The 18,735-nt window shown below is 69.6% G+C and carries 15 protein-coding genes; 6 read left to right on the forward strand and 9 right to left on the reverse strand.

Annotated elements, in window-relative coordinates; genetic code table 11:
* Positions 1–8: 8 nt before the first annotated feature.
* The 9 genes from ACSMXV_RS30200 to eccE form a co-directional block, all read right to left on the reverse strand.
* Complete coding sequence (locus ACSMXV_RS30200) at positions 9–1,064, reverse strand: oligopeptide/dipeptide ABC transporter ATP-binding protein (protein ID WP_473174310.1); 1,056 nt, start codon at positions 1,062–1,064, stop codon at positions 9–11.
* Positions 1,061–2,089: an ABC transporter ATP-binding protein gene (locus ACSMXV_RS30205; RefSeq protein ID WP_473179107.1), complete on the reverse strand. Its 1,029-nt coding sequence runs from the start codon at positions 2,087–2,089 to the stop codon at positions 1,061–1,063. Before ACSMXV_RS30205 ends, ACSMXV_RS30200 begins: the two co-directional genes overlap by 4 nt.
* Positions 2,090–2,157: 68 nt before the next feature.
* Entirely contained in the window at positions 2,158–3,147 is a 990-nt protein-coding gene (locus ACSMXV_RS30210) for an ABC transporter permease (protein ID WP_473174311.1), read from the reverse strand.
* A complete protein-coding gene (locus tag ACSMXV_RS30215; RefSeq protein WP_473174312.1) occupies positions 3,144–4,223 on the reverse strand; it encodes an ABC transporter permease in 1,080 nt (359 codons plus the stop codon). The genes ACSMXV_RS30210 and ACSMXV_RS30215 overlap by 4 nt, the downstream gene beginning before the upstream one ends.
* Positions 4,224–4,332: 109 nt before the next feature.
* On the reverse strand, positions 4,333–6,213 hold the full coding sequence (locus tag ACSMXV_RS30220) for an ABC transporter substrate-binding protein (protein WP_473174313.1): 1,881 nt from the start codon (positions 6,211–6,213) through the stop codon (positions 4,333–4,335).
* A gap of 384 nt (positions 6,214–6,597) precedes the next feature.
* A complete protein-coding gene (locus ACSMXV_RS30225) occupies positions 6,598–9,537 on the reverse strand; it encodes an SCO5717 family growth-regulating ATPase (protein ID WP_473174314.1) in 2,940 nt (979 codons plus the stop codon).
* Positions 9,538–9,969: 432 nt separating this feature from the next.
* Positions 9,970–10,287, reverse strand: coding sequence for a DUF397 domain-containing protein (locus tag ACSMXV_RS30230; RefSeq protein WP_181655793.1), 318 nt, complete (start codon positions 10,285–10,287; stop codon positions 9,970–9,972).
* A gap of 175 nt (positions 10,288–10,462) precedes the next feature.
* Positions 10,463–11,290, reverse strand: a complete 828-nt coding sequence (locus ACSMXV_RS30235) for a hypothetical protein (RefSeq protein WP_181655794.1) — start codon at positions 11,288–11,290, stop codon at positions 10,463–10,465.
* Positions 11,290–12,618 (reverse strand): type VII secretion protein EccE, encoded by a 1,329-nt coding sequence (gene eccE / locus ACSMXV_RS30240; RefSeq protein WP_473174315.1) that lies wholly within the window; start codon positions 12,616–12,618, stop codon positions 11,290–11,292. The genes ACSMXV_RS30235 and eccE overlap by 1 nt, the downstream gene beginning before the upstream one ends.
* 210 nt (positions 12,619–12,828) lie before the next feature.
* On the opposite strand from eccE, the gene eccB reads away from it, so the two are divergent.
* From eccB to ACSMXV_RS30270, 6 genes are all read left to right on the forward strand, one after another.
* Positions 12,829–14,391, forward strand: coding sequence for a type VII secretion protein EccB (gene eccB, locus ACSMXV_RS30245; protein WP_473174316.1), 1,563 nt, complete (start codon positions 12,829–12,831; stop codon positions 14,389–14,391).
* Between the two features lie 342 nt (positions 14,392–14,733).
* On the forward strand, positions 14,734–15,054 hold the full coding sequence (locus tag ACSMXV_RS30250) for a WXG100 family type VII secretion target (protein ID WP_181655797.1): 321 nt from the start codon (positions 14,734–14,736) through the stop codon (positions 15,052–15,054).
* A gap of 83 nt (positions 15,055–15,137) precedes the next feature.
* Positions 15,138–15,431 carry a WXG100 family type VII secretion target gene (locus ACSMXV_RS30255; RefSeq protein ID WP_181655798.1) on the forward strand — a complete coding sequence of 98 codons (294 nt, stop codon included), beginning with the start codon at positions 15,138–15,140 and terminating at the stop codon, positions 15,429–15,431.
* Positions 15,432–15,616: 185 nt separating this feature from the next.
* Positions 15,617–16,972 carry a type VII secretion-associated serine protease mycosin gene (gene mycP, locus ACSMXV_RS30260; protein WP_473174317.1) on the forward strand — a complete coding sequence of 452 codons (1,356 nt, stop codon included), beginning with the start codon at positions 15,617–15,619 and terminating at the stop codon, positions 16,970–16,972.
* A complete protein-coding gene (locus tag ACSMXV_RS30265; protein WP_473174318.1) occupies positions 16,965–17,288 on the forward strand; it encodes a hypothetical protein in 324 nt (107 codons plus the stop codon). Before mycP ends, ACSMXV_RS30265 begins: the two co-directional genes overlap by 8 nt.
* A gap of 40 nt (positions 17,289–17,328) precedes the next feature.
* Complete coding sequence (locus ACSMXV_RS30270) at positions 17,329–18,735, forward strand: hypothetical protein (protein WP_473174319.1); 1,407 nt, start codon at positions 17,329–17,331, stop codon at positions 18,733–18,735.

An 18,735-nucleotide genomic window follows, 5' to 3' on the forward strand; every position in this document is an offset into this window, starting at 1 on the left:
CTCTTCCCTCAGCCTGCCTGCGTCAGCGCGCCATTGTCGCTTGTACGGGCCGCCGCCCAATGGCAGGCCACCTGGGCCCCTCCGGCACCGTCGAGCACCGGCAGGTCCTGCGTCCGGCAGGCGTCCGCGACCCCTGCCTCCGCCGCCTCACCGCTCGCGAGGATCTGGCAGCGGGCGTGGAAGCGGCAGCCGGACGGAATGCGGGACGGGTCCGGGGGCTCGCCGGTGAGCACCACCGGGTCGCCTCCCGCCTCGGGCAGTACGGACAGCAGCGCCTGCGTGTACGGATGACGAGGTGCCGTCAGGACCTGTTCGACGTCGCCCGTCTCGACGATCCTCCCCAGGTACATGACCGCGACCCGGTCGCCGATGTTCCAGGCCAGACCCAGATCGTGGGTCACGACGAGGGCGGACAGACCCAGCTCGGTGCGCAGGCGCAGCAGGAGCGCCAGGATCTCGCCGCGCACCGAGGCGTCCAGCGAAGCCACCGGCTCGTCGGCGACGATCAGTTCGGGCTCCAGCACCAGCGCGCCCGCGATGACGACACGCTGCCGCTGGCCACCCGACAGCTCGTGCGGATAACGGAGGAAGAAGCGCTCAGGAGGCCTGAGGCCGGCCCGCGAAAGGGCCTCCGCCACCGCCGCCCGCTCGTCCCCGGCGTAGCCGTGGATACGCAGGCCCTCCGCCACCGCGTCGTACACCGTGTGCCGCGGGTTGAGCGACCCGCTGGGGTCCTGCAGCACCAGCTGGACGCGCTTGCGGTACGCCTTCAGCGCGCGCGACCCGTAGTCGAGTGGTGCGCCGCCGAACGTGACCCGGCCGGACGTCGGCCGCACCAGCCCCAGCAACGAGCGGGCCAGCGTCGTCTTGCCGCACCCCGACTCACCGACCAGCGCGACGATCTCGCCGGGCCTGATGTCGAGGTCCACGCCGTCGACGGCCCTGGCGTCGGGCGCCCCGTGCCGGCCCGGGAACGTGACCCGAAGGTCGACGGCGCTGAGGAGGGGTTCTGAGGGCGCCGGAGTCTCTGAGGACGTCGGTGACGTGGACGGGGAGGTGGTCATGACGTGCTGCTCCTCGTTTCTCCTGCGTCTCCTGCGGGCTCCGGCGACCGGCTGGACGCGGCGGGCTGTGACATCCCGGTCATTTCCGCCACATGCACACACGCGGCCCTCCGCGCCGCCCCCGTTTCCCGCAGCGCCTGGTCCTCGCTCGCGCAGGAGTCCAGCGCCACCGCGCAGCGCGGATGGAACGTACAGCCCGAGGGCAGGGCCGACGGGTCCGGCGGGTCACCGGGCAGGCCGCGCGGGGCGAAGCGGGACGCCGGGTCGCCGATGCGCGGGAACGCCGCCGACAGGGCCTTGCCGTACGGGTGCCGGGCATCCTCGTACACCTGCAGTGCGGGCCCCTCCTCGACCACACGCCCCGCGTACATCACCGCGAGCCGGTCGCACGTGTCGGCCAGTACCGCCAGATCGTGGCTGATCATGATCAGACCGAGGTCCTGCTCGGCCACGAGTTGCTCGATGAGGCGGAGGATCTGCGCCTGGATCATCACGTCGAGCGCCGTCGTCGGCTCGTCGGCGATGATCAGGCGCGGATCGCAGGCCAGCGCCATCGCGATCATCACGCGCTGCCGCTGACCCCCCGACAGCTCGTGCGGATACGCGTCCGCGCGCGACGCGGGAAGCCCCACGTGCTCGAGGAGCTCGCCCGTCTTCCGCCTCGCGCCTGCCGGGGTCTCCTTCCTGTGCAGGAGGATCGGCTCGGCGATCTGGTCCCCTACGCGGTGCACGGCGTTCAACGAGTGCATCGCGCCCTGGAAGACGATCGAGGCGCCCGCCCAGCGCACCGCCCGGACCCGCCCCCACTTCATGGTGAGCACGTCCTCGCCGTCCAGCAGGATCTCCCCGGACACCTTCGTCCCGGCGGGGAGCAGCCTCAGCAGCGCGAGCGCCAGCGTCGACTTGCCACAGCCCGACTCGCCCGCGATGCCGAGCTTCTGCCCGGCCTCCACGGTGAGGTTCACGCCGCGCACGGCGGCGGCCCCGCCCGCGTACGTGACCTCCAGGTCGCGTACGTCCAACAGGGGCGCCTGCCCTGTACTCGCAGCCTTCGTACTCGCAGCCTTCGTCGTCTTCGACGTCTCCTGGATGCTCAACGGGACACCCCCAGCCTGGGGTTGAGAACGGACTCGATGGCGCGGCCGCACAGCGTGAACGCCAGTGCCACCACGGCGACGGCGATGCCGGGAGGCGCCAGATACCACCAGTCGCCCGCGCTGACCGCCCCCGCCTCGCGCGCGTCCTGCAGCATGCCACCCCAGGAGGTGATCGTCGGATCGCCGAGGCCCAGGAAGGCGAGCGTGGCCTCGGTGAGGATCGCGCTGGAGATCACGAGCGTGGTCTGCGCGAGCACGAGCGGCATGACGTTCGGCAGAACATGGCGGAGCATGATGTGCCCGTGTCCGCCGCCGAGGGCGCGGGAGCGCTCGATGTACGGGCGGGACTCCACGGCGAGCGTCTGGGCGCGGACCAGACGGGCCGTGGTCGGCCACGTCGTGACGCCGATCGCCAGGATGACGGTCCAGATGGAGCGGTCCATGACCGTGGCGAGCGCGATGGCGAGGACGAGGGTCGGCATCACCAGGAACCAGTCGGTGACACGCATCAGGACCGTCGAGTACCAGCCGCGGAAATGACCCGCGACGATGCCCACGACCGTGCCGATCGCCACGCACAGCACCGCCGCGAGCAGGCCCACCGTGAGCGAGACACGTGCGCCCCACACCAGCAGCGCCAGAACGCTGCGGCCGAACTGGTCGGTGCCAAGGGGGAATTCACCGCTCGGCGACTCGAGGGGACCGCCCGGCGCGTCGGTGACGCTCTGCGCGTCCGCACCGGCCAGCAGCGGCGCGGCAAGGGCGATCAGCGCGATCAGGACCAGCGCGGCCAGGCCCCACAGGCCGCTCCTGTGGGAGCGGTACGCGCGCCAGAAGCGGGCCAGGGACTGGCGCTTGCGGGCGCGGGCCAGAGCGCGGGGGCTCTTGAGGGTCCCGGTCGAAGGGGAGTCCCCCGGAGCCGTGGAGTCTGCGTCCGTGGGCTGCGAGGAGGCCGCCGATTCCGCGGCCGTCGATTCTGTCGTCATCGGCCCACCCTGGGATCGAGCAGTGGATAGAGCAGGTCGGCAAGGGTGTTCGCCAGGATCACCGCGGTGGCGAAGACGAAGAACAGGCCCTGGACGAGCGGGAGATCCGGCACGCTGAGCGCCTGGTAGAACAGTCCGCCCAGGCCCGGCCAGGAGAACACCGTCTCGACCAGGATCTGTCCCGCCACCACATGCCCCAGGTTCACGAACATCAGCGTGAACGTCGGCAGCATCGCGTTCGGGACGGCATGCCGACGCCGTACGAGATCGTCCCGCAGCCCCTTCGCGCGAGCCGTCGTCAGATAGTCGCTGCCCATCTCGTCGAGCAGCGAGGAACGCATGACGAGAAGCGTCTGCGCATAGCCGACCGCGACCAGCGTGATCACCGGGAGGACCAGGTGGTGCGCGACATCGATGACATACGCGAATCCGGTCTCGCCGCCCGACTCGAGACCACCCGTCGGGAACAGGCCAGGGATCGGCCCGAGCCCCACCGAGAACACGATGATGAGCAGCAGGCCGAGCCAGAACGACGGCACCGAGTAGAGCGTGAGCGCGAACGCGGTGTGGAAGCGGTCGCTCCTGGAGCCGTTGCGCCAGGCGGTGCGGGTGCCCAGCCAGATGCCCAGCGCGGTGTAGAGGGCGTACGCAGTGCCGGTGAGCAGCAGCGTCGCCGGGACCGCCTCTGCGATCTTGCCCATGACAGGGGAGTGGAACTGGTACGACATCCCGAAGTCACCGGTGAGCGCGTCACCGACGTAGTCCGTGAACTGCTGCCACAGTGGCAGATCAAGGCCGAACTGGCGTCTGAGCGACTCGAGTTGCTCGGCGGAGACCGGGCGTCCGCCCGTCATCTGCTTCACCGGGTCGCTGGGGATCAGCCGGAAGAGGAAGAAGCTGGTGACCAGGACGGCGAAGAGCGAGACGACCGCGCCGGCGATCTTCCCCGCCGTGTACCGGAGATAGGCCCTGGTGTTGCGTGCCCGTGGACCGCGGGCGGCCGGCGGCCCGGGCTGTGCCGGGCCGCCGTCGGTGTCCGCACTCTGCACGAGCGCCGGAGTGCTCTCTGCTGTCATGGGGGAACTCTCGCTACTCGTGCCGAGTGTTGTGCTGAGGTCGTCCTTCGCGTGTTGCGTGTGCCGTTGAACGTGTTGCGTGCGCCGTTGAAACGGTGGCGCCGTGCCGCTATTCGCGGTCGTCGGCCGTGGTGCGGCGGCGCATCGCGATCAGGATCCCGCCGGCGGCAAGGACCACCACGGCGACGACGATGCCGATGACGGCGCCCGTCGATCCGCTGTCCCCGCCGGCGCTCGCCTCGCTCGTGTCACCGGCCGGAACAGCCGACCACCAGCTCCAGTACCCGTCCTGGCCGTAGATGTTTCCGGCCGCGGTGGGCATCGTCTGGATCGACTTGATCTGGTCGGTGCGGTAGGCCTCGACCGCGTTCGGGTACGCGAGGATGTTCATGTACCCGGAGTCGTACAGCCACGACTGCATCTGCTTGACGATGTCCGCACGCTTCGCCGGGTCGTACTCGGCAAGCTGCTTCTGGTACAGCTCGTCGTACGTCTTGTCGCAGATGAAGTTGTCGGTCGCGGCGCTCTCCTTGGCCTTCGCGGGGAGGGCGGCGCAGGTGTGGATGCCGAGGACGAAGTCGGGGTCCGGGTTGACGGACCAGCCATCGAACGCGAGGTCGTACTCACCGGCGTACCAGGGCACGGAGACGTCGTCGAGGCAGTTGACCGTCAGGCCGATGCCGAGCTCGCCCCACCACTCCTTCAGGTACTTGCCGACCGCCTTGTCGTTCGGGTCCGTGGCGTGGCACAGGATGCGCAGGTTGAGCGGCTTGCCGTCCTTGCCGACGCGCTGGTCGCCCTTGAGCTTGTAGCCCGCCTCGTCGAGGAGCTCGGCCGCCTTCTCCGGGTCGTACGCGAGCTTCTGGCTGTCGGACGGCTTCCAGAAGTACGTCGAGAAGCGCGGCGGGATGTAGCCCTCGCCCTCGACGGCGTGGCCCTGGAAGACCTTGTCGATGATCGTCTTGCGGTCGACAGACAGGAAGAGCGCCTGCCGGACCCTCTGGTCGAGGAGGGCCTTGTTGCCGTCGCCGAACTTCTCGCCGTCCTTGGTCTGCGCACCCGGGTTGGTGGCCAGCGCGAAGAAGCGGCGGCCCGGACCCTCGTTGACCTTGATGTTCTTCTCGCCCTTGAGCGAGGCCGCCTGAGCGGGCGTCAGCGCGGGCGCGCCGGCGACGAACGACACCTCGCCCTTGCGCAGGGCGGCGACGGCGGCGTCCTGGTCCTTGTACGTCTTGAAGACCAGCTCGTCGAACTTGGGCGCGCCGCGCCAGAAGTCCTTGTTGGCCTTCAGCCGCACGTACTGGTCGACCTTGTAGTCGGTCAGGACGAAGGGGCCGTTGCCGACGACCGGGAACGTCTCGTCGTTGTTGAACTTCGCGTAGTCGTCGACGTCCTTCCAGATGTGCTCGGGCACGATCGGGACGTCGAGGGCCGCCATGGTCGCCTGCGGCTTCTTCAGTTCTATGACCAGCTTGGTGGGGCTGGGGGCGGTCACCTTCTTGAAGTTGCCGACGAAGTTGCCGTTCGCGGTGGCGGCGCCCTCGTCGGTCATCATCTTGTTGAAGGTGAAGGCGGCGTCGGCCGCGGTGGCCTGCTCGCCGTCCGACCACTTGGAGTCGGAGCGGATGGTGTAGGTCCAGGTCAGCTTGTCCGCGGACGGCTCCCACTTGGTGGCGAAGCCCGGGATCGCGTGGTTGTCCTTCGGGTCGTAATTGGTCAGGTAGTCGTACATGAGCCGGAGGATGCTCGTACTGAGCAGACGCTGGGCGAGGAACGGGCTCAGTGAGTCGACGCTCTGCGCCACCGCGACGGTCAGGACCTTCTTGCCGTCGTCGGCCGCCTTGGCCTGCTCGGGCGCAGGGTTGAGCGGTGTCGCAAGACCGGCCGTCAGAGTGAACGCCGCGGCACCGGCGGCCAGGAGGAGACGCAGCGGGCGGCGGTGATGGGTACGCCCTCTGCCGTGCCGGTCTTGCTGAGCTGGTGTGTCCATGGTCGGTGACCTCGCGTCATCGCTCGTGCAGGGGTGGCTTGCCGATCGTTGCCGATCGTGTCGATCAAGGGTCGCCAGCTGGTAGATCTGAGTGTCTATCAGCGCTCGTCTGCACCAGTCAACGGCACAAGAACCCCATGTGGCCTGCGGAAATAACGAGTTGACGGCAATGTCACGCCCATTGGTAGAGACCGGTGACGACGCCCAGGCCAGCGCCTGACGCCTACCGTTGTGGGCAATCGTTCCGCAGGGCGATGGGGGTACCTCCCATGCCCTTTAGGCAATGGGGGAGGGTGGGCACAACCCACGACGGCGGGTGCGCTTCAGATAACGGGCACGGCCCGTACCGGGAAACGGTACGGGCCGTGCGGTGCGAAGCGGCTGCTACTGCTGAGGCGGCGGAGCCTGCCCCTGCTGGAAGGGCGGCGCGGGCTGCTGCCCCTGCTGCGGATACGGCTGCCCGGGCTGCCCCGGGTACGGCTGACCAGGAGCGGGCTGCCCCGGGTACGGCTGACCAGGAGCGGGCTGCCCCGGGTACGGCTGCTGCCCAGGCACCCCCTGCCCCGGCAGCGGCGGAGCCATGGTGGGCGGCGGATTCCCGTCGGACGTCCACAGCCCTTGCTGCTGCTGCGCCCGTATGAAGTCCTCGGCCACCATCGCCGACAGATTGAAGTAAGCCTCGCGCACCTTCGGCCGCATCATGTCGAGGTCGACCTCGGCGCCCGCCGCCAGATGCTCGTCGAACGGCACGACGACCACCCCGCGGCACCGCTGCTCGAAGTGGCTGACGATGTCCTCGACCTTGATCATCTTGCCTGTCTCGCGCACCCCCGAGATCACGGTGATGGACCGCGAGACCAGATCGGCGTACCCGTGCGCGGACAGCCAGTCGAGCGTCGTGGACGCGCTGCTCGCACCGTCCACCGACGGCGTGGAGATGATGATCAACTGGTGCGCGAGATCGAGCACTCCGCGCATGGCGCTGTAGAGCAGCCCCGTACCCGAGTCGGTGAGGATGATCGGGTACTGCTTGCCAAGGACCTCGATCGCGCGCCGGTAGTCCTCGTCGTTGAAGGTCGTGGACACGGCCGGGTCGACGTCGTTGGCGATGATCTCGAGCCCGGAGGGCGCCTGGGACGTGAACCGGCGGATGTCCATGTACGAGTTGAGGTACGGGATCGCCTGGACCAGGTCGCGAATGGTTGCCCCGGTCTCACGCCGCACGCGGCGGCCGAGCGTGCCCGCGTCCGGGTTGGCGTCGATGGCGAGGATCTTGTCCTGCCGCTCGCTGGCGAGCGTCGCACCGAGCGCGGTGGTCGTGGTCGTCTTGCCGACGCCGCCCTTGAGGCTGATGACGGCGATCCGGTAGCACGACAGCACAGGCGTCCGGATGAGGTCGAGCTTCCGCTGTCGCTCGAGCTCCTCCTTCTTGCCGCCGATCTTGAACCGGGACGCGGCCGCCGCGGGACGCCCGCTCTTCGCCTTCTGCCTCTTGTTGTTCACCAGCCGGTCGGCGGACAGCTCGACGGCGGCGTTGTAGCCGAGCGGCGCACCCGGCGCGGTGCGCTCCCGCTGGTCGTGCTGCACGGGCTGCGGCCAGGCACCACCGGTACGGGGGTCGACCTGGGGCTGACCGGGCGCCTGCTCATAGGGCTGCTGGGTCGCCGGCTGCTGCCCCGGGAAGGGAAACTGTCCCGGCTGCGGCTGCGGCTGGGCGGCCGGGGCCTGAGGCGGCGTCGGCTGACCGGACTGGGCCGGGGCCTGAGGCGGCATCGGCTGACCCGGCTGGGCCTGGGACGGCTGCTGGGGCTGTCCGGAGGCGGGCGGCTGCGGGTAGCCGTAACCGCCCGGCTGGGGCGACGGTACGGCCGCTCCCGGTGTGCCGGGCTGCGGGAAACCGTAACCGTCCTGCTGGGGTCCGGCGTTGGGCGTCTCGGGAGCGGCAGCGGGTGCCGTGGGCGTTGCCGCGGTCGAGGGCTGGGCGGGAGCCGGAGGGAATCCGTAGGCCCCCTGGCCCTCCTGCGGAGCCGGCGCAGCCGGAGCGGCGCCGGGCGGCTGGGGGTAGCCGTAGGCGCCTTGCGGGTTCTGGGCCCCGGGCTGGGGGTAGCCGTAAGCGCCTTGCGGGTTCTGGGCCGCGGGTTGCGGGTAGCCGTAGGCGCCTTGCGGGTCCTGAGCCGCGGGCTGGGGGTAGCCGTAGGCGCCTTGCGGGTTCTGGGCCGCGGGTTGCGGGAAGCCGTAACCGCCCTGGGGGTCCTGGGCTGCCGGCTGCGCGTAGCCGCTGTGACCGGCGTGTGGAGCCGGGGCAGGAGCCGCGCCCGGAGCAGGCGACGGTTGCGCCGGTGTGTGCGGGGTTGCGGCCCCCGGCGGCTGCCCGGCGGCCGCGGGCCACTGGGCCGCGGCCGGGGGCGCAGCGGCAGGTGCCGCCGGCTGGAACGAGGGCGGCAGTGGCGGAAGTCCTCCCGGGGGCACCGGGGTCGGCGTCTGGGCGGCAGGCGCCCCCTGCGCCGCGTTCTCAGCCGGGTGCTGCGTGGCGTCCGACGAGGCGTCGGGCGTGGCGTCCGGCCTGGCCGGGTCATCTACCGAGGGGGCATCCCCCGGCTCGGGACGACCGGCCTCCTCGCTCCCGTCCGGGAGAGAGACCGGAGTCCCGGTGCCCTCTGCGCCGTCCGAGGCTATGTCCTCCGCAGCGCGCGGCGCGTTCGGGGAGTCTGCCGCACCGGCACCGCCGTCCTCGGCTGCCTCGACCCTGTCCGCTCCGGCGGTGCCGTCCGCCGCCGCACCGCCCGCCGTGGCCGCCTGCTCATCGAAGCCGGACGACACGGTCGGGCCGGACGGCACGGTCGGCCCGGACGGCATGGTCGAGCCGGACGACGCAGCCGGCCCGTCGGAGCCGGAGAAGCCCGTGGATCCCGCCGAATCAGTGGTCGCTGAGGGGCCGGACGTTGCCGGAGGCTCGGAGGACGGGGAAGGGAAAGCGTTGGCCTCGGACAGGCTGGGCGCCGCGATGGGACTGCCGACCGGCGGAGGCGGCGTCACACCGGCCGCACCCCCGTACGAGTACGTCGGAACGGGACCCGGCCCAGGAGCCGGTGCGGCGGGAGCCGCCGGCTGAGGACCGGAGGGCTGTGCGGGAGCGGGGGAGTGCGCCGGGGCGGGAGCGGAGGGCACCTCCTCCACGTCGGCCGAGGCATTCCCCGTGTACCAGGCAGGCGCGGCATAGTCGATGATGAACTCGCCCGTCGTCTCGACGGCGGACTCCGCGTCGGACTGGTCATCGCCGGGCGTGGCCCAGCCCCCGGGCATCCCGTCCCGATCGCTCTGCACAAATCCTCCTGGTGTGGTCGAGCACCCTCGTGCCGTATGAGCACTCATGTGCCGGGCTGGGGGCGACCGTTCCTGTTGTCCGATCCGCCTGGCTTCCCCTGGACGCGAACAACTCACCCGTGGGTTCTGACGCCGCACCCGTACCAAGCCTAATCGTCGGGGACCCCACATGGCGGGGCCGCCCGCCTCCGTATCGACCGTTCCTCAGTGCCTCAAGGGCCTGGGAGGTGCCCCCAGGTCGCTGCCTCTTCCTGTTCGCCCTGTCTTGGCCAATGCGTCTGCTTTTGGTATCGGGCCGGTCAACTTGCTGGCGGGTGACGTCGGGTGGGACGGCTTGACTCGGGTGACGTCGTGTGGGACGGCTTGACTCGGGTGACGTCGGCGGCACGGCTTGACGTCGGGTGATGCCGGCCGGACGGCTCGATGGAGGGGCTACTCGCCCGCGAGCCCTCCGTTGTGAGGAGCGGGCTCGAGGTCGAACTCGCCGTCCCGCGCGCCGAGCACGAAAGCCCGCCACTCCGCCTCCGTGTAACGCAGTACGGTGTCGGGATCCAGGGAGGACCGCATGGCCACCGCTCCGCCCGGCAGATAGGCGATCTCCACCCGCTCCTCGTGCTCTTCGGCGCCAGGCGCGCTCTGCCACTCGACGTCCGAGATGTCCAGGGCGTACAGCTCGTCCCGCTCCCGTTCCTTCCGTGCCCTGACGTCCTCGTCCTGCGTCCCCGTGGCGCTGTCGTGTGCCTCAGCCATGGTGAAGGGGCCCTTTCCGATGAGCGAACCGCGTGCCCGATCACCCTACTTGGCCTCGGGAGCCCCACTCGGTGATTCCGCCTGGTCACCAAACCTCTGCGAGGCTTTCACGTTCGTTCACCCGTGAAAGCCTCGCAGGCGGCAACTCATCGCATCCGGAGCAGCGGATGGCTTCTCAGTCCATACGGCGCGCGGGCCCGAGGAGGTGGCTCTCCGCGTCGGTGGGCTGGGTCATCACGTACTGGCGGTCCTTGCGGGTGCACCACAGGGCCACGTTGTCGGAGAGGGACGGCAGGTTCGCCACGTCGTCCCGGCCCAGCCGCATCATCTTGCCGAGCACTGCGGCCTCCTGCGGGGAGATCCGCTGCACCCCGACGATGTCGGCGTTGGACAGCAGGCGCGGTGCCGTGGGGCCGAGATAGGGAACCAGGGTCAGCACCGACTGCCAGGGCGCCGCGGTGATGCGGCCGCGCGGCGGGCGGGCGCCGAGGTCGCGGATGATGAGGACCGGGCTGGACGAGGACGGGCCCTGCGGGGCCATCCGCCCCACCGGGTGCACCGTCACACACTGCTGGCCGCCGCCGGCCGCCTGCGCCATCGGCGACCACAGCTGGGGGCGCGCGGTCTCCACGGCCACGCGCGCGCCGGTGGCCGCGGCGCGCAGAGCGATCACCTGGGCCATCCAGGTGCCGCCGACCAGCACGACGTCCAGCCGCGTGGGCCGGCACAGCCCCAGCACCGCCGTCTGGTTGCCGCCGTCGATACCGAGGATCAGGCCGTCGTCGCCGACGGGCAGCGTCAGCCGCGACAGTGCCTCGGCGTCCACGAGGTGGCGCTCACGCCGGGGGCCGAGCAGACCGAAGGCCGCCCGCAGGCGTCGCTGCGGTTCCACCGGGGCCGGTTCGGGGTTGCGGGGCAGGTGGCCGGGGCGCTGGCCGGGGAAGCCGGGTGCCGCGGATCCGAAGCCGGCGCGGCCGGTGGCGGGAGCGGTGGGGGCGGACATCAGCGAGTACCTCCCAGCGGCAGGGTGGCCAGAACTCCGGGCAGCTGCTCACGGTCGAGCCGCACCAGGCCGACCTTGAATTGGGATGCGGCCCCCTCCAAGTGACGGCGGGCCTCAGTCAGTTCGTTCTCACTGCGGCCGGTGAGACGCACGTGCCCGGACAGGGCCAGGGCCTTGCCGCTCGCCTTGCTGATGCTGAGCGAGAAGGTGCTCGCGAGCGCGGGGGAGGAGGTCAGCGCGCCGACCAGCCAGGGCAGCCCCAGCGCACCGTCGCCGAGCTGCGGCCAGCGGGAGATCCAGTACGTGGTGTGCCAGCGGCCGTCGCAGCGCCAGGCACGGGTGCTCTCGGCGGTACGGCGGTTGGAGCGGCTGCCGTCGAGGGCGGCACCGCTCGTGGTGGCCATGGGGTTGACGCAGCTGGAGGTGGAGATGGCCGAGACGATCTCCGACTCGCTCAGCACCTTGGCCTTCAGACCTGCTCCCATGAGGCGGCTGGCCAGCTGGTCGGCGACCCGCAGCAGCGCCCGCCGGGCACCCTGCATCCCGCCGCCGCGGGCCTCCACGGCCTCCGGGCACAGCTCCGGGTCGAGCTTCAGCGCGACCCAGGTGAGCCGCAGACCCGGCGTCATGCTCTGCGCCTGCAGCTGCGCGTAGGAGCGGGCCGCCATGGCCTGCGAAGGCAGGTGCGGTGCCGGCGCCGGCTGGGTGTGCTGGACGACCTGCACGGAGGCGAGCCGGATGTCGTCCACTTCGAGCAGGCCCTGCAGCAGATCGAGGGGGATCTCTCGGGTGCCGCGGGCCGGACGCAGGGGCGTGTCCATGGCCTGCACCTGCACCAGAGCGGTGACGAACGTGCCGTCACCGACCATGCCGATCTCGCGCTGCTCGCGGTCGCGGAAGGAGTAGGTGCGCAGGGCGGGGTCGCACTCGACGGCCGGAGCGAAGCCGGGGTCCGTGCCGGGCGGTACGGGCTCGGCGTTGCGCTTCTGGCGGTCCCGGAACGCACGGGCGATGGTGAACCACTCGGGCAGCGGACGGCCGCGCCGGCGCAGCAACCCGGACAGGACCAGCGGTACGGCCAGCACGATACCGACCACGATGCCGATGGGGCGCAGCAGCCAGCCGACCAGGAGCGCCGCCGCGGCCAACTCCAGGCCGACCAGCGACTGGACGCGGATCGGGCCGATGCTGCCGGGGCGCCTGGAGAGCGACGGCGCGGCCGGGCTCACGCGACCGGGGGTTGCGGGCTGCTGTGCGGGTTCCGTCCCTTGGTTTCCTTGCGCGCGACGGCTGCCGTTCCGGCGCCGGGACCTGGTCGCAGTGCTCATCCCCCGGTACAACCCCTTTGCGTTATCTGGCTGCTTTGTCCTGCCGCGACTTGAGCTGGCGGCGCACCACGCTACCCCGTACCGTACGGTGCGATCGTCACACGGCATAGTAGGGGTCCCTGCAGGCGCAGCCGTCACACAGCACCGGGCGGCCCTGGGGAGTTCCGCGACACAGCAACAAAGCGACAAAAACGGGGAGTTGACCCATCCATGGCGACACGTCGGGACGAGCTGAACGCCTACTCCTTCGCGCGCAGGCGCACGGTGGCGGCGTTTCTGCAGCCGTCTCCACACGGCTCGGAAGAGGCCGCGCCGCGCCCCCTCAAGACCGTCCTGCCGAGCCTCGGCGTGGCGATGCTGGTGCTCGCCGGATTCGGGGCATGGGGAATGCTCAGCCCGACCGCGCCGAAGGGGTGGGACAAGGAGGGCGCGAACATCCTCGTCGGCAGCGAATCCACGACGCGCTACGTCCTGGTGCGCACCAAGGGTGAGAAGAAGCCCAGCCTTCACCCGGTCCTCAACCTGGCCTCCGCCAAGCTTCTGTTGAAGGGCGAGAGTCCCAAGGTCATCAAGATCAAGGAATCGGTGCTCGACGAGAGCAAGTACCCGATGGGCGCCACCGTCGGAATTCCCTTCGCTCCGGACCGGCTGCCCTCTTCGGAGGACGCGGAGACGGTCAAGGTCTGGGCGCTGTGCGAGGCCCCGGGCCAGGGATCGGACAACCAGCTGCGCCGGGCCACGTACGTGCTGGACCAGGCCGACTACAACGACATGCTGCACAAGGGCAACAAGGAGCTGAACCAGCGCGAGGCCCTGTACATCGAGGGGCCGGGCGCAGCCGGGGCGGCCGGGCCGCGGTACATGGTCACCGCGGACGGACGGGCCTACCTGATGGGCGGCAAGGACTGGAGGCTCCGGTCCCAGTCGGCGCTGAACACGCTCGAGCGCGCCGTGTTCGGCGACGGCGCGGAGCCGCAGAAGGTCAGTGCGGATTTCATCAAGACGCTGAACGTGGCGGGAACCGTCGACTTCCCCACCCTGGACGGGCTCGGAGGAGCGACGGCGTTCGTCGACGGGCTCGACCCCAAGCTGGCCAAGGTGGGTCTCGTTCTCGAGGCTCCTTCGGGCAACCGGATGCAGAAGTACGTCGTCCTGAAGGACCGGGTGCAGCCGGTGTCCGACTTCACGGCCCAGCTGCTGCTCGCAAAAGTGGGGGCGGAGAGCCTGTACGAAAACGGGATCCCGAAGCCGGTGAGGGTCGGCTTCAACGACATCCAGCCGGCGGACGGCCAGTACATGTCCGAGATGAACTGGCCCACGTCCCCGGTGGAACAGGCCAACACGCACTGGGAGACCGGCGGCAACAAGGTCTCCTGCAGCATCTGGCACGGCAAGGACGACCAGTACAGCAAGATGCCGAAGATGACCGTCTGGACCTCCCAGGAATACCCGAAGGACGTCTCCCAGAGCGGCTCCAGCACGTACGTCTCGCCCGGCAGCGGCCTGCTGTTCACGAAGGTGACGGGGACCAGCGCCGGTGGCGGCAACGTCTACCTGGTGACAGACACCGGCCTGCGCTACTCGGTCCCGGCCAGGAACGACAGCCAGGTGACCGGCGGTGAGAAGGCCGACGGCCAGCAGACCAACAGCGCGCAGGTCAGGCTCGGGTACGACAAGATCCGCCCGGTCACGGTGCCGGAGTCCTGGGCGGACCTGCTCGCCGCGGGCCCGGAACTCAGCAGCGGCAACGCGGAGCAGGCGCAGGGCTCGTAAGGCCCGTACGGACGCGTCGGCTTGTATGGCCCGTACGGCCGCTTCGGCTCGTATGGCCCGTACGGCCGCTTCGGCTCGTATCGCCCGTAAGGCCCCGTATGGCTCGTAGACAAAGCCATCACCTCGTCAACTCGGCCAACTCGTCAAGCCGTCAACGAAGTCGCCTGTGAAAAAGGTGAGTTGGGTTCATTGTGATCCTGCTACAGAACCCATCTGATGTTCGTTCTGTCGGTGAATGCGACTAGAGTTGAGACGACACGACTGGACAACGCTCCGTCGCCACGGCAGCGTCCGGTACGTGGATCGACCCACAACTCCTACGTCTCATGGGGGACACAGAGCATGGCTGGACAGCAGTTCACCATGACCGAGGAGGAGATGATCGCGTTCAGCGGTCGTATCTCCTCGGTCAACTCCTCGATCCAGGGCGAGATCCGCCGGCTGCAGACCGTGATCGACACGATCACGGGCGGCTGGAAGGGCTCGGCGGCCACCGCGTACAACAACCTGCAGACGCAGGTCAACCAGGATGCGAACAAGATCAACCAGATCCTGAACGACATCAAGGAAGCGGTCGACCAGAGCACCAAGAGCTACGCGGCCTCGGAAGAGGAGCAGCGCTCGTCCATCCAGAACATCGCCGCTCAGTCCCCGTTCGGATGATCGGCCCCGTGCGTCGCGCCGCATGTCCTCCGCGCGCCGCACGTCCGTGACCGACCATCGACACATCTGAGGAGACACAAGACATGTCCGGGCAGATCCTCGTCAATTTCGCCACGATCTCCCAGGCTTCACAGGACGTCCGCTCGACGGCGAACAACATCCGCCGTCAGCTGGACGAACTCGAGGCCGGTGTGAAGAAGATCGCCACCACCTGGGAAGGCTCGGCGCAGGAGGCCTACCGCGCCAAGCAGGCCGAGTGGGACCAGCGCGCGAACTCCATGCAGCAGACGCTGGAGGCCATCGCCAGGGCCCTCGACAGCGCCGCTCAGAACTACCAGGCCACCGAGTCGAAGAACGCCCAGATCTGGGGCGGCTGACGTGACCACACGATGGGGGCGGGTGCGCGACGGCGCGCTCGCCCTCATCGGCGGTTGACGGAACGTGCGGATCGGACTGCTGTGGCTTCTTCGGGCCGCGGCCGGTCGCCGGTCCGCACGCTCCGTACGGGAACGGACGTACCGGAACTGAAGTCCAGGTACGGCTAACGGGAGGACGTAAGACAGTGGGATCCGGGGCATCGCGCGCCGCGCGTCGGAGCGCCGCAGCCACCGCCGCCCTGGCGGTCGCCGCCTGCGGGCTGCCCTTCGCCGGTGCCGCGCCGGCCGCCGCCGCGGAGGGCGTGCGGACCACCTTGGCCGATGACGACGTGCGAACCACCTTGGCCGATGACGACGTGCGAACCACCTTGGCCGATGACGACGTGCGGTTCCAGATCGACGACACCAGCTGCTCGTTCCCGTCCGACCCCATCAAGGGAACACCCTGGTCCCTGCAGCGCATCGTCCTCGACCAGCTGTGGCAGGACACCAAGGGCAAGGGCGTCAAGGTCGCCGTCATCGACACGGGCGTCGACGCAGTCAACAAGCAGCTCGCACCGGCCGTGGTCAACGGCAAGGACTTCTTGGCGAAGAGTGGCACCGGCAAGCTCGACGACGTCGGCCACGGCACCAAGGTGGCGGGCATCATCGCCGCCCGTAAGTCCGACGAGAGCGGCTTCATCGGCATCGCCCCGGAAGCCACGATCATCCCGATCCGTCAGAACGACGACCAGGGCAGCGGCAACGTCGGCACGATGATCTCGGCCATCAAATACGCGGCCGATGCCGGGGCTCAGGTCATCAACATCTCGCAGGACACGGCGTCGAAGATGGACCCCACGGTCCACGCCGCCTTCCGCGCGGTCATCCAGTACGCCCAGGAGAAAGACGCCCTGATCGTCGCAGCGGCCGGCAACAACGGCGCGGACGGCAAGAAGGCGAAGACGTACCCGGCGGCGTACCCGGGCGTCCTCGCCGTCGCGGCCTCGGACCGCACCAACCTCCGCGCCCCCTTCTCCCAGTCGGGCACGTTCGTGGGCGTGGCCGCGCCCGGCATCGACATGGTCTCGACGGTCCCCAAGGGCGGCCACTGCGTCGACCAGGGGACCAGCTTCGCCGCCCCGTACGTCTCGGGCGTCGCGGCGCTGATCCGCGCCAAGCACCCCAAGTGGACCTACCAGCAGGTCATCACGCAGATCGAGCAGACGGCGGACCGGACGAAGTCGGGCCGCGACGACTTCGTCGGCTGGGGAGTCGTCGACCCGGTCGCCGCCGTCAACGAGGACACGGTCACCCCCGCCGAGTCCCCCACACCTGACCCGGTGGGCCCCGCCGGCGACGCGGCCGACGTCGAGGCCGCGACCCTCATCCTCGGCGAATCCCGCCAGGAGCGGACGGAGCGGTACGCACTGTATGTGCTGGCGGGGGGCTTCGCCGTGGTGCTTCTCGTGTTCGGCGGGGGCAGGGTACTGAGCGACTGGCGCCGCAAGCGGGGTATTGGTAACGACATTGGAGTGAACGGGGAGCTGCAGCATGGCTGAGCAGTACAAGGTCGATCTGAGCGAGATCGAGGGCACGATTACGAAGTTGAATCGTGTCCTTAAGGACATGGGGACGTCGGCGTCGAGCTGCAAGAACACGACGTACCTGCCGGCTGGGGCGCTCGGTTCGGCGGACGCCGGGTTCCGGGAGGCCGGGGCGCTGCACAAAGCCCATGAGGAGATGAAGGAACGCCTCTACGAGATCGTCGCGCACCTGGAAGAGGTGCTGGACGACTTCGGGCAGAAGACGAAGAAGACGCATGACGCGTTTCACGACGCTGAGGCCGTACACCGCGCGGCGTTCAACGGGAAGTGACAGGGTGTTCCGATACGTGGCGAGGAGGGGGATGTAAGCCGTGGGCGAGAAGCAGGAGATGGACAGTTTCGGGTACGTCGAGGCGGCCGATGACAAGTGCTACGTGGTGGAGCACACCACGTCATTCGGGCTCGACTACAACATGGACCAGATGAAAGACATGGTCCGAAACGCAGACCCGGGCACGGTGGAGAAGGTGGGTGAGGGCTGGGCAGCCCTCAGCAAGGAGCTCGTCGGTAGCGGCGGGATCAAGGAGACCTTTGAGGCCGCTGTCCAGCACGTCCTCGCCCATTGGGAGGGCAAGAGCGCGGACCTGTTCGCGGAGCAGGCGCGGGTGGTCAGCAAGAAAATCACCGACAGTGCCAAGTACGCCGACAACACCTCGCAGTCCCTCAAGGGTGCCGCTGCGGTTCTCGCAGACATCAAGCCCAAGGTCCTGGCGATGGAGAAGCCAAGCAAGGCCTCCAGCGTGGGCGACTTTATTGGCGATCTCGGCGACCGGGACGCTTCAGGTACGGACAACAGCCTGAAGAGCGGGGCTGGCTCGCAGGAGGCCCTCGACAACAACGAGGGCAGCCTGTCAGCAGGTCGAGAAGCGCAGCTCAAGATGGCTGCGCAGATGGAGATCCTGGGGGCGGCTTACAACAGTCGGGCTCGGGAGATGGGGTCGTGGAGGCGCGGTGGCATCGAGGAGAGTGAGAACTACCCCGGTGATCCCGGAGGCATTCCACCTGCTGCTGTAGTTGTGCCCACAGGGACTGCGCCTCGAAGCCCGCAAGGCGCTACAGCGGGTACCGCTCGCGGCAGCCAGGCCGGCACGATCAGCTCATCGAAGCCCGTTGCCCCGCCCTCGGGCATCACGGGCGGCGCACACAAGCCGACTCCGCCACAGCCCCAGGTCAGTACCGCGATTGACGGCGTTTCCGGTGGTCGAACCGGGGTACCACCAGCTGGCGGCGGCGCCACAGTTGGCGGTGGATCCGCTGGCGGCGGCCCGGCCGGTGGTGGCGGAGGCTTGGTCAGTGGCGTGCCTGGTGCGTCGGCTGGAGCCGGTGCCGCTCGTGGTGGCACGGCCGGTCGTGCGGGCATGGCGGGTCGCCCAGGCGCTGGGGGCGTGGGTGGCGCCGCTGGCGCAGGTGCTGCCAAGAGCGGTGCGGCGCGTGCCGGAGGCCTGGCTCGCCAGAGCGGTGGCGTAGTTGGTGGCACGCCCAGGGCTGGTGCGGGTGCGGGCAGGGGCACTGCCGGCGGTTCGGGTCTGCACCGCAGCCGCGGAGCCACTGGGGGAGCGGGTGCTGTTCGCAAGGGCGGCATGGCGGGCGTCCCCGGTGCACGAACCGGTAAGCCGAAGGACCAGGAGGGCCGCGAGGGCGAGCGTCCCGACTATCTGGTCGAGGACGAGGAGACCTGGACCCCGCAGACCAACGCAGCACCTCGAGTCATCGAGTAG

The organism is Streptomyces sp. DSM 42067 (genome assembly GCF_055792885.1).